The sequence below is a fragment of the uncultured Mucilaginibacter sp. genome (assembly GCF_913773635.1).
Classification (GTDB): Bacteria; Bacteroidota; Bacteroidia; order Sphingobacteriales; family Sphingobacteriaceae; genus Mucilaginibacter.
Window position 1 is genome coordinate 66,634 of sequence record NZ_CAJYGQ010000001.1, and the last position, 12,901, is coordinate 79,534.

General features: G+C 42.7%; 8 protein-coding genes. 6 read left to right on the forward strand and 2 right to left on the reverse strand.

Annotation, left to right across the window (positions count from 1 at the left end; translation table 11 throughout):
• The first annotated feature begins 219 nt into the window (after positions 1-219).
• The 6 genes from QZ407_RS00300 (at position 220) to QZ407_RS00325 (ending at position 9,006) form a co-directional block, all read left to right on the forward strand.
• The gene (locus tag QZ407_RS00300; RefSeq protein ID WP_295767066.1) at positions 220-1,701 is read left to right on the forward strand and encodes an FGGY family carbohydrate kinase; all 1,482 of its coding nucleotides are present in this window, start codon (positions 220-222) and stop codon (positions 1,699-1,701) included.
• Between the two features lie 115 nt (positions 1,702-1,816).
• On the forward strand, positions 1,817-3,145 hold the full coding sequence (gene xylA / locus QZ407_RS00305) for a xylose isomerase (RefSeq protein WP_295767067.1): 1,329 nt from the start codon (positions 1,817-1,819) through the stop codon (positions 3,143-3,145).
• A 48-nt stretch (positions 3,146-3,193) separates the two neighbouring features.
• A complete protein-coding gene (locus QZ407_RS00310; RefSeq protein WP_295767068.1) occupies positions 3,194-4,864 on the forward strand; it encodes a sodium/solute symporter in 1,671 nt (556 codons plus the stop codon).
• 177 nt (positions 4,865-5,041) lie between these two features.
• Positions 5,042-5,734, forward strand: a complete 693-nt coding sequence (locus QZ407_RS00315) for an ABC transporter ATP-binding protein (protein WP_295767069.1) — start codon at positions 5,042-5,044, stop codon at positions 5,732-5,734.
• Positions 5,731-8,298, forward strand: a complete 2,568-nt coding sequence (locus tag QZ407_RS00320) for an FtsX-like permease family protein (RefSeq protein WP_295767070.1) — start codon at positions 5,731-5,733, stop codon at positions 8,296-8,298. The genes QZ407_RS00315 and QZ407_RS00320 overlap by 4 nt, the downstream gene beginning before the upstream one ends.
• Positions 8,299-8,310: 12 nt before the next feature.
• The gene (locus tag QZ407_RS00325) at positions 8,311-9,006 is read left to right on the forward strand and encodes an arylesterase (RefSeq protein ID WP_295767071.1); all 696 of its coding nucleotides are present in this window, start codon (positions 8,311-8,313) and stop codon (positions 9,004-9,006) included.
• A gap of 46 nt (positions 9,007-9,052) precedes the next feature.
• Here QZ407_RS00325 and QZ407_RS00330 read toward each other — a convergent pair whose 3' ends face one another.
• Both QZ407_RS00330 and QZ407_RS00335 read right to left on the reverse strand, forming a co-directional pair.
• Positions 9,053-12,121, reverse strand: coding sequence for an FAD-binding and (Fe-S)-binding domain-containing protein (locus tag QZ407_RS00330; protein ID WP_295767072.1), 3,069 nt, complete (start codon positions 12,119-12,121; stop codon positions 9,053-9,055).
• Between the two features lie 198 nt (positions 12,122-12,319).
• Positions 12,320-12,886, reverse strand: coding sequence for a DUF4251 domain-containing protein (locus QZ407_RS00335; protein WP_295767073.1), 567 nt, complete (start codon positions 12,884-12,886; stop codon positions 12,320-12,322).
• Positions 12,887-12,901 lie beyond the last annotated feature (15 nt).

Here is a 12,901-nt window from a genome sequence, read left to right on the forward strand (position 1 = left end):
ATAATCATATCCTATTTTTGTTTAACAACTAAACTGAAGTGCCCTGTAACTAAGTCTAACTTCTTAAAATAAACAAAGGTGTTTTTTGTACACTAACTATTGTATGGTAAGAAAATCAAACTATATTTGACAATCGATTGCAAAAGGTGGATTCGCCTTATTTAAGTCAGGCGTAACAGTTATATCAACCGACATCAACGTTAGAAAAAAAGCAAACTAATGCTATTATTAGGTATAGATATAGGCACATCATCGGTAAAAGTATCAGTGGTTGATGCTTATTCACAAAAGGTACTTTCATCGGCGCATTATCCGGAAACCGAATCACCAATTATTTCTTTGCAACTGGGCTGGGCCGAGCAAGACCCTGAAATGTGGTGGCAGCAGGCACAGCAAGCTATTAAAATGTGTAATGCAAAAGGCGGTTACAACCCGCATGATATTGGTGCCATCGGCATCGCTTATCAAATGCACGGTCTGGTATTGGTTGATAAACACCAGCAGGTATTGCGCAATAGCATTATATGGTGCGATAGCCGCGCGGTTGAATACGGTGATAAGGCATTTGAGACCATTGGCGAGGAGCGGAGCTTATCGCACTTACTAAACTCGCCCGGTAACTTTACAGCAGCTAAGCTGGCTTGGGTTAAGCATAACGAACCCACGGTTTTTGAACAAATTGATAAGGTTATGCTTCCGGGTGATTTTATTGCTATGAAGCTTACGGGTGAAATTACTACGTCGGTATCTGCATTGTCTGAAGGAGTATTTTACGACTTTAAAGAGAAATCCCTTTCTAAAGATGTAATGGGCTTCTTTGAATTTGATGAGGATCTGATTCCGCAGGTAAGACCATTGTTTTCAAATCATGGCGGGCTAAAGGCCGATGTAGCTGCTGCTTTGAAACTTAAAGCCGGCATACCGGTAGCTTATAAGGCGGGTGATCAGCCTAATAACGCTTTATCACTAAATGTGCTTAATCCCGGCGAAGTTGCAGCAACAGCCGGAACGTCGGGGGTTATTTATGGAGTAAGTGACCAACTTGCTTATGATCTGCAATCGCGCGTGAATACGTTTGCACATGTTAACTACAATGAGGCAAAACCACGTATGGGCGTTTTACTATGTATTAATGGCACGGGAAGCTTGAACCGGTGGACCAAAAACCTGTTTGGTGCCAACATGAGTTATGCAGAAATGAACAATCTGGCTACACTAGCCCCAGAGGGTAGCAACGGGTTACGTATACTGCCCTTTGGTAATGGTGCCGAGCGTATGCTTTGCAATAAATTGGTAGGTGTTCACTTACACCATATTGATTTAAATTTACACCAACAACCGCATATATTTCGTGCGGTGCAAGAGGGCATAGCATGTGCTTTCCGTTATGGTTTGGATATTATGCGCAGTAACGGTATGGACCCTACGGTAATTCGCGCAGGTAAAGCCAACCTCTTTTTAAGTGATTTATTTGCCCAAACCTTTGTAAACGTAACCGGCGTACCTGTGGAGCTATATAATAATGATGGCAGCGTTGGCGCAGCCTTGGGGGCGGGTATAGGAGCAGGCTTATTTTCAACGCCAGCCGAAGCTTTCAGAGGCATGGAGAAATTACAGGTTGTTGAACCTGACCCCAATAGCAAGATTAATGAAATATACGAGGAGTGGAAATTGCTTTTGGAAAAGCAGCTTATTGCCTAAAATGTTATTTAGGAGAAAATTAAAAAGTAAGAACCGAAATCACAATAATACAAATTAACACAATCGATTAAATAAAGCTGAAATCGAAAATTCGAGATCCAAAAATAAGATAACTATGAGCATATTAACGGGAGACAGAGAGTATTTTAAAGGCATAGGGCAAATAAAATTTGAAGGACCTGAGAGTGATAACCCCTTAGCATACCGCTGGTATGACGAGAACCGGGTGGTTGCAGGCAAAACCTTAAAAGAACATTTAAAGTTTGCCGTAGCTTACTGGCATTCTTTTAATGGTAACGGCAGCGATCCGTTTGGAGGTGCTACCCACAACTTTGCTTGGGATGAAAAGGCCGATGCCGTTGAACGCGCTAAAGATAAAATGGATGCCGCGTTTGAGTTTTTTACCAAGTTAGGCTTGCCATATTATTGTTTTCATGATGTTGACGTGGTTGACTACGGTAACAATATTAACGAAAACGACCGCCGCTTACAGGCGCTTGTTGACTACGCCAAAGAAAAGCAAGCCGCCAGCAGTATAAAATTACTTTGGGGTACTGCCAACCTGTTTTCACACAAGCGTTACATGAACGGTGCGTCAACCAACCCTGATTTTCATGTATTGGCACATGGTGCAGCACAGGTAAAAGCAGCCTTAGATGCTACCATTGCCTTAGGTGGTGAGAATTACGTTTTTTGGGGCGGACGCGAAGGTTATATGAGCTTGCTTAATACCGATATGAAACGCGAGCAGGAACACTTGGCTAAGTTTTTACATGCATCAAAAGATTACGCCCGTGAACAAGGTTTTAAAGGCACATTCTTCATTGAACCAAAACCCTGTGAACCGAGCAAGCATCAGTATGATTATGATGCAGCTACCGTAATAGGCTTTTTGCAGAAATATGACCTGCTTAACGATTTTAAACTCAACCTTGAAGTAAACCATGCCACCTTGGCCGGCCATACTTTTGCCCACGAAATGCAGGTAGCTGCTGATGCAGGTTTATTAGGCTCATTAGACGCTAACCGCGGCGATTATCAGAACGGCTGGGATACTGATCAGTTTCCCAACGATATTACCGAAGTAACGGAGTATATGCTGGTATTGCTACAGTCCGGCGGTTTACGGGGAGGCGGTATTAACTTCGATGCCAAGATTCGTCGCAACTCTACCGATCAGGCTGATTTGTTTTATGCACACATAGGCGGAGCCGATATTTTTGCCCGTGCGTTAATCATTGCCGACAATATTTTGCAAAAATCTGATTACAAAAAGGTGCGTAGCGAGCGATATTCGTCATTTGACAGTGGAAAAGGTAAAGAATTTGAAGAAGGTAAACTTTGCCTGGAAGATTTGAGAGCTTATGCAATCGATAACGGTGAACCAGCCGTAATTAGTGGAAAACAGGAGTACCTCGAAAATTTGATTAACAGGTTTATTTAAGTATACTTGTTGCCAGTTAAAACCAAAAATCCAAGTATACATTAAAAAATGAAAGAGTTAATCGCAGGAGATTGGATCGTATTCGCAGTCTACTTTGTTATTGTGGCCGCTTATGGCTTATGGGTGTATCGTCGTAAACGCAACGCCGACGCTACCTCAAAAGATTATTTCTTAGCCGAAGGCTCGTTAACCTGGTGGGCTATAGGTTCATCTTTAATTGCTTCTAACATCTCAGCCGAGCAGTTTGTGGCCATGAGCGGTAACGGCTTCACCATGGGTTTGGCGGTATCTGCGTATGAATGGATGGCCGCCATTACTCTTGTAATTGTAGCCATATTCTTTATTCCGGTTTACTTGCGGAATAAGATTTTCACCATGCCGCAATTCCTGCACCAACGTTATAATAGCACCGTAGCTATGATTATGGCGGTGTTTTGGTTGTTGTTATACGTTATAGTTAACCTTACCTCAATTTTATACCTGGGTGCTATTGCCGTTAACGGTATCTCTGGCATCAACTTCACCGTTTGTTTAATTGGCTTAGCGTTCTTTGCCGTTATCATTACCCTTGGTGGTATGAAGGTAATTGGTTTTACCGATGTTATTCAGGTATTCTTCTTGATACTGGGTGGTTTGGTAACTACCTATATAGCAGTTAGTCTTGTAGCCGAGCACAGTGGTTCAACAGGTGTATTGAATGGGTTGAAGATCATGAGCGAAAAAGCAAACGATCACTTCCACATGATATTGAAGAAAAACAACCCAAGCTTTATAGATTTACCTGGCTTAACCGTGTTGTTGGGTGGTATGTGGATAGTAAACTTAAATTATTGGGGCTGTAATCAATACATTACACAACGCGCTTTAGGTGCAAACCTCAAAACCGCCCGTAACGGTATCTTATTTGCGGCATTTTTGAAATTAATGATGCCTTTAATTGTGGTATTGCCAGGTATTGCAGCTTACGTGTTGTATAAAGATCAAGTGTTTGACGCTGGCGCACAAGGCAGTTTAAAGGAGAACGCTGATAACGCTTATCCAATTCTGTTAAATTTACTTCCTGCGGGCTTCAAAGGTCTATCATTTGCAGCATTAACAGCTGCAGTTGTTGCTTCTTTGGCTGGTAAGGCTAACAGTATTGCTACTATCTTTACCTTAGACATCTTCAAAAAGTTGAAGCCTGAAACTCCTGATTACAAACTGGTGTCAGTTGGTAAAATTACCGTGGTTGTGGCTATGATTTTGGGCGTAGTTATTTCTCCGTTTTTAGGTATCGATAAAAAAGGTGGTTTTACCTTTATTCAGGAATATACAGGCTTCGTATCTCCGGGCATTTTCGCCATGTTTATTTTGGGCTTCTTCTGGAAAAAAGCCACATCAAATGCAGCTTTATTTGCAACAATCGGTGGCTTTATATTCTCAGTGATATTTAAGTTCCTTCCAAAATATGTTGACTTATCATTCCTGTACTCAAGTGGTTTTGCAGTAATTGGTAAAGACAGCCACAGATATGAAATTCCATTCCTTGACCGTATGGGCTTCGTATTCATCATTTGTATTATTGGTATGTGGATTATCAGTACTATTGAAACTTCAAGAGGTGTTAAAACAAATGGTCTTGACGTTGATACTTCAATGTTTAAAACATCAAAATCTTTTGCTATAGGTTCATTGCTTATTGTAGGCATCCTGGTAGCACTATACTCTTTACTTTGGTAATAAAATTATAATAACCACGAAAGGGCGGTATCTTTAAAAAGACACCGCCCTTTTTATTTTACGCCTGCACGTGCTGGCTAACTTAAATGTATTTAAAATGTCATGAAGCAATATTGCTGCTTAAGCGTTGTAACTTGTGTGCTTTGCGCCTATCTAAATTTAAAATACAATTTATAAGTGGAATCCATACTTGATATTACTAACCTGACTAAAAGTTACGGTAGTGCCGGTAAATCCCTTACCGTGCTCGACGATATAAATTTTTCAATTGAAGCCGGATCAAGCAATGCAATTGTTGGGCCCTCGGGTAGCGGAAAGACAACATTGTTGGGGCTTTGTGCAGGTCTTGATCGCTCAAGTGCCGGGAGCGTGGTACTTAACGGTATCAACTTAAATAATTTAAATGAAGACAAGCGGGCGCAGGTGCGTAATCAATTTATAGGCTTTATATTCCAAAACTTTCAGTTGTTACCCACACTTACGGCTTTGGAAAATGTGATGGTGCCTTTGGAGTTACGTGGCGAGCGCAATATTAAAGCACGCGCAATGGACTTGCTGGATAAAGTGGGTTTATTGGGCCGTAGCCACCACTACCCAACGCAGTTATCAGGTGGTGAGCAGCAGCGCGTTTCAATTGCGCGTGCTTTTTCCAATCAGCCTAAAATATTATTTGCCGATGAACCCACCGGTAACCTTGATACTGAAACTGGCGAAAAGGTAGAAAGATTACTCTTTGACCTTAACCGTGATGCAGGTACAACGCTTGTTGTAGTTACACATGATTTGGAGCTTGCCGGTAAAACGCAACGCATATTACGCATTAAAGGAGGCAAATTAGTTGCTGACGATAAAACCAACAGCCTACAATGAGCAAGCATGATAACTATGTTGATTTGAGGCGTAAGGTTAATTTTAAGTGGCTGTTTACCATGGCCTGGCGCGATAGCAGGCGCAATCGCTCAAGACTGCTTCTGTTTATATCATCAATTACCTTAGGTATAGCAGCCTTAGTTGCCATTTATTCCTTTGGCTACAATTTACGTGCTGATATTGATAAGCAGGCGGCTACCCTGTTAGGCGCAGACCTGGTGATATCGGGTAATAAAGCTCCCGAAAAGGGTATACAAAAACTGCTTGACACTTTAGGTAGTGAGCAATCACAAGAGCGCAACTTTGCATCAATGGTTTACTTTGTTAAAAGTAACGCAACAAGGTTGGTGCAAATACGTGCCTTACAAGGAGATTTTCCTTTCTATGGCACCATTGACGCAACACCCGAATCAGCATCAAAAGAATTCAGAACGGGTAGATACGCGCTTGTTGATGCTTCGTTAATGGAGCAATACAAAGCAAGTGTAAATGATTCCTTGAAAATAGGAAAGACAGCTTTTGCTATTAAGGGCGTTTTAAAACAGGCACCCGGTCAAAGCGGACTTGCTGCAGGTGTGGCACCTGTTGTATATATACCGCTACAATACCTTGATGAAACCGGACTTGTTGATAAGGGCAGCCGCATAGGCTACAGCTTTTATTACAAGTTTAATGATACTACCAACGTTGATGCACTTGCCGAAAAACTTGATAAGCAAAAGCTTGATAAAGCTAACCTGCGCTATGAAACCATACAAACCCGAAAAGAAAATACTGGGCGCGTATTTAGTGACCTTAATAAATTTCTATCATTAGTTGGCTTCATTGCCCTGTTACTCGGTTGCATAGGGGTAGCAAGCGCTACACAAATTTATATACGCGAAAAAGTAGCGTCCATAGCGGTGTTGCGTTGCTTAGGGGTCAAGGCATCTGAGGCATTCCTGATATTTCTTATTCAAATTGCTTGTCTGGGCTTAATTGGTTCAATTATAGGTGCTGCACTAGGCACGCTTGTTCAGCATCTATTGCCTATGGTGCTGAAGGATTTCATTCCTTTTGATATATCGGTGTCTGTATCGTGGCCGGCGTTAACCCAGGGCGTAGTGTTAGGCGTAATTATATCAATACTGTTTGCACTGCTGCCTCTGGTAGGCATACGTAAAATATCGCCGCTAAATACGCTGCGTTCTGCTTTTGAATCATCAGTTTCTAAGATTGATCCGGTACGGTGGGTTGTTTACATTTTAATTCTTGCCTTTGTAGCGGTGTTTAGCTATCTGCAGTTAGGCAACTGGCAGGGAAGCGCCGCCTTCACCGTAGCAGTTGTAGTTTCGTTTTTAATACTGGCTTTGATGGCGCTATTACTCATGCGGGTAATGCGGCTTGTTGTAAAGGCGTCGTGGAGTTACCTGGTGCGTCAGGGTTTTGCGAACTTATACAGGCCAAACAATCAAACCGTTATATTGATGGTTTCGATTGGTTTAAGCACAGCATTTATTTGCCTGCTTATATTTGTTCAGAGCCTTTTAATTAAGCAGGTAACGCTCTCTGCAAGCGGTAACCAGCCCAATATGGTACTTTTTGATATACAAACCCCACAGGAAAAAGGGGTGCTGGATATTACTAAGAAATATAAATTGCCTGTTATACAACAGGTGCCCATTGTTACCATACGTATTGATAACATAAACGGTAAAACAGCTGGTAGTTTGCCAAAGGATAGCACATATGATGACAAGAGGCGCGCCTTCGGTTATGAGTATCGAGTAACTTACCGTAATCAACTGATATCATCAGAGAAGATAGCTTCCGGGAAATGGATTGGTGAAGCTCCGGAAAAAGGTGATATTCCGGTTTCAATAGATGAACGCATGGCTAACCGCCTTGATTTGAAGTTAAATGACAAAATCACCTTTAACGTTCAGGGTTCTTTAGTAAATACATATGTAGCTAACCTGCGCAAGGTAAATTGGAATAAGGTGCAAACCAATTTTCAGGTTGTTTTCCCAACCGGTGTGTTGGAACAAGCGCCGCAATTTCATGTATTGCTTACACATGTGCCCTCAGCTCAGGTATCAGCAAAATATCAAGGCGCGGTGGTGAAAGAATATCCGAATATATCAATTGTTGATTTGGGCCTGGTACTAACAGTGCTGGATGAAATACTGGATAAAATTGGTTACGTAATACGCTTTATGAGCGGTTTTAGCATAGCAACAGGTGTAATAGTGCTTATTGCATCTGTACGTATAAGCAAATATCAACGTATAAAGGAAAGCGTATTGCTGAGAACTTTAGGCGGCAGCCGCACGCAAATTTTATGGATATCGGCGCTGGAGTATTTTTTCCTGGGAGCCTTATCGGCTTTAACCGGAATCTTGCTGGCTATAGCAGGTGGCTGTCTGCTGGCTAAGTATACCTTTGAGGTGCCGTTTAATATAAGCCTGATGCCTGCTGCAATTTTACTTGCGTTAACTATTGGCCTCACAATTGTTATTGGATTGTTAAACAGCCGGGGAGTGCTTAACCGCCCGCCGCTGGAAATATTACGATCTGAAACATAAATTATATCTACTATGAGCAAGCAAACGTTTGTTGCCTTACTAGCTTCTTTAAGCCTTTTAAGCTTTACAGCCTGCGAAAGCGGCACGAGCACCAAACAGGCTGATTCCACGGCTACTGCAGACAGTATGAATGACAGCGCCAAGAGCAAACCCACTAAAACAGTATTGTTTTTTGGCGACAGCTTAACTGCAGGCTACGGGTTGGACGATCCGGCCACAGATTCTTACCCAAGCATTATTCAGCAAAAGATAAACAGTGAAAAGTTGCCGTATACAGTCATCAATGCAGGTAATAGCGGTGAAACCAGCGCGGGGGGGCGAACCCGTATTGATTGGGTATTGAAGCAAAAAATAGATGTTTTTGTACTTGAGCTGGGAGCCAATGATGGTTTGCGTGGTATGCCGGTAAGTGAAACAACCCGTAACCTGCAGTTTATTATTGATAAAGTGAAGGCGAAGTACCCCGAAGCTAAGTTGGTAATGGCTGGCATGCAAGTTCCGCCAAGTATGGGGGCCGATTATGCTAACAGATTTAAGGCTGTGTTTACAAAATTGGCCGATAAGAACAAGATGACTTTGATACCTTTTTTACTGGAAGACGTAGGGGGGATAGCAAAACTCAATCAGGATGATGGTATTCACCCTAACCCCGATGGTGCTAAAATTGTAGCAGATAATGTTTGGAACGTTCTCAAAAACGTATTGTAATTAAATAAGGCTGAACAAATGCGTTGTTCAGCCTTATTTTCAAGTACTACTTTCTGAGTTTTATAAATGCAGTTATCGTAGCTGCAACAGCTAGGGTAACACCCCCTAACAGTGCATATCGTTTTAAGGTTCCTCTTGGTATATGTGGTTTAACCGTGTAAGGTTTTTCCGGATAAGCCTCATTTCTATTGTGCCCTTGCTGCTTAAGCGCCATTTGCAGTACTTGTGCAGTGTGTAGGGCCTCGCGGTCGGTGCCTTGTTCTATTTGCTCCCGGCAACTGAACCCGTCGGTTATAACCAGGGTTTCTTTTGCAGCTTCACGAACTGATGGAAGCAACACCTGCTCGCCTACAGCTAGGCCAACGTCATAATGAGCGCCTTCTTCATAGCCGAAGTAACCAGCCATGCCACAGCAGCCTGTTTTCAGGTGCTCATAGTCAAGACCGGTTTTGTCTAACGTTTTGCTATCGGCCTCAGTTTTCATAATAGCCTTGTGATGGCAGTGTGTGTGCACTATCGCTTTCTTGTTTAACTGCGGTACTTCGAAATCGGGCGCATACTTAACCAAAAACTCAGATATTGTAAACACCTGATTGCGCAAATGCTTGGCATCATCACGGTCGGGCAGTAAGCTGGTCATTTCGTCTCTGAATACAGCTACACAGCTCGGCTCCAGCCCAACAATAGGTATACCTTGCTTAATTTCCTCTTTTAGGCTGCTTAAAATATCTTTTAATAGTCGCTTGGCGGTGTCAAGCATACCGAAGTCATAAAGAGGCCTGCCGCAGCAAAGTATTTGCTTAGGCACAATCACTTTGAAACCTGCAGCCTCAAGTACATCCTTAGCGGCAACCAGTGTATCAGGTTTGAAATAATTGTTAAAGGTATCGGCCCATAAAATAACCTGCGTTTTGTTGATGTTTTTACGCGGTTGCTTATAAAACCAGTCTCTGAAATTGAATTTAGCAAACTGCGGTATGTCACGTTTTTGAGTAACGCCCGCCATTTTTTTAGCAATTTTTGCTGTGAACGGGTTGCTGGTAAAAAAGTTAGCAACTTCCGGCGCTAATGAAGCCAGGCGTGTCCACCAGTAAATCCAACCAAAGGCATAAGCTGATCGTGGACGCATTTTACCTTCATAATAATGTGATAAAAACTCGGCTTTATAAGTCGCCATATCCACGTTTACCGGGCAATCACTTTTACAGCCCTTACATGCCAGGCAAAGGTCAAGCGCTTCTTTAACCTCTTCGCTTTTCCAGCCTTTGGTAATAACATCGCCTTCCAGCATTTCAAACAATAACCTTGATCGGCCACGTGTTGAATGCTGTTCTTCGCGTGTAGCCATAAAGCTGGGGCACATGGTGCCACCTTCGTGTTTACGGCATTCGCCTACGCCCACACACCGTATGGTAGCGTGTGCAAAGCTGCCGCCATCCTCTGGAAAGCTGAAGTGCGTTTTTAGTTTGGGCGGATTATAATCGGGACCCAAGCGTAAATTGCTTGTTTGTCCGTAAGGGTCAATCACCTTACCCGGGTTCATTTTCCACTCCGGATCCCATATTTCTTTAAACTCACGAAAAGCCTGCATAAGCTCTTCACCAAACATCATTTCTAAAAGGTCGGCACGTGATTGTCCGTCGCCGTGTTCACCTGAAAGTGAACCACCATATTTCAGTACCAGTTCAGTAGCCTCAACAGTAAAGTTGCGGTATTTCTCTAATCCCTCTTCTGATGAAAAGTCAAAGTTGATGCGTGTATGCATGCAACCATCGCCAAAGTGGCCGTAAAGAGCACCGTCATATTGGTACTTATCCATCAGCTTATAAAAATCCTCAAGATAGGGTCCTACATGGTCGGGGTGCACGGCAGCGTCTTCCCAACCTTCCCAAGTATCGGCCATGCCTGGTACAAATGCCGTAGCACCTAAGCCGGCTTTGCGTATCTCCCATATTTTTTGAGCTTGACCCAAATCATAAAATAATTGCATTTGAGGGCAATCGCCCTCGGCCTCCAAACGCTTCATTACCTCAACGGCCTTGTTGTCGGCTTCTTGCTGGCTATGACCGTCAAATTCAACCAATAACCATCCTTTGCCCGGAGGTAAAAGGGTTAAATCATCTACGCGCAAACCCTTTTTATGCATAAAGATGATCAGCTTATCATCAATTGCCTCAATAGCAATAGGCTTCATTTCGCGTATATGACTAGAGTGTTTCCCGGCTTCATAAATGGTAGGATAGCCTAAAACCAGTAGTGCACGATATTTGGGGCGGGGTATAAGATTAAGCGTAGCATCTAATATAGTTACGCAGGTGCCCTCGGTACCAACAAGCGCCCTCGCAACGTTAAAACCGTTTTCAGGTAACAGCTCATCAATATTATAACCCGATACACGCCGTGGAATATTGGGGAACCGCGCACGTATCAAATCTGCATACTTGTCGCGTATATCCTTTAATCGTTTATAAATATCACCTTTACGACCGCCCTCACTGATTATCTGTTCCAACTCTTCCTCGGTGGTAGGGCCAACATCAAGCACCAACCCATCATAGGTAAGCACGGTAAGGCGCTCGGTATTATCAGACGTACGCGAACCCCGGCCGGCATTTTGAGCCATTATAGAGTGTGTACCACATGAGTTATTACCCAACATGCCGCCCAGCGCGCAATGATTATGCGTAGCCGGATCAGGACCAAATGTTATGCCCTCTTTTTCAGTTACTTTGCGTAACTCATCCAGTACGATACCCGACTCTACCTTGGCTTCCATTTTTTCTTTATCAACACTTAAAATGCTGTTAAAGTATTTGGTCATATCCATTACTACCGCAATGTTGCAGCACTGGCCGGCTAAGCTGGTGCCACCACCGCGTGATAGTACAGGCGCTTTATATTTATTACATATCGCAACCGTATCGATGATATCTTCACGCGTTTTGGGTAGTACAACGCCTATTGGAATTTGCCTGTAGTTTGAGCCATCGGTAGAATAAGTTGCACGGCTGCCATTATCAAACCTTACTTCGCCGCTTACAACAGCCCGAAGCTCAATTTCGAGCATGTTAACATCTATTTTGGCTACATGGGCCTGTACGTCTTCAACTTTCATAATTATATACCAGCAATTTAGGTACTATGTGAGGATTAATTATAATTAGGTAACGCATTATACAATTATTTGTAGGTGCAAAAGCACTTGTTTAATAATTTATAATCGTTTAAAATAAGGCGTTGCAAGATTAGCTAAACAACAAAGCCGCTGTTAACAAACTCAACAGCGGCTTTGTAAATATTGTTGGTCAACCGGCTACTTTTCGGCAATGTAACCGTCGTATGATATAGAATTTTTGTTATTGCTAAGCACCTGCAACGTTGCACGGCCGCTGGTTGTAACATCTAAAATCATGCGGTTGGTGTACCTTGCATCCTTTGGATTAATCGTAATAGTGGTATTTCCCTTTTTGCCGACTTTTGATCCGTATTCAAATTTTGTTGAAGTAAACTGCACGCCATTATCGCTGTTGGTACCATAAGGAACGGCCATGGTTGCACGCCCGAAATAAGGAAGGAAAGCAATCACCGAATCTGGCTTTATACGTACGTCGTAATTATAATTCAGGTAAATGTGGCCTGTTCCATCAGGCGAAAGGTTAAACATTCTGCCGTTAAGGGTGGTATACGGCCCGCCCAAGGGGTTTGCATATTCAGCTTTAAAAACAAAGCTTTTGCTATCAAGTAATTGTTTAACCTCTTCCGCTTTCATGTCTTTATGTACATGCTTTACTTTCTTTAAGCTGTCAGCCTCCTGCGCATTGCTGCTAAACGTAAAGCCAAGTACAGTGGTAAATAATATAAGATATTTTAAGCTTTTCATATTTGTTATATTATG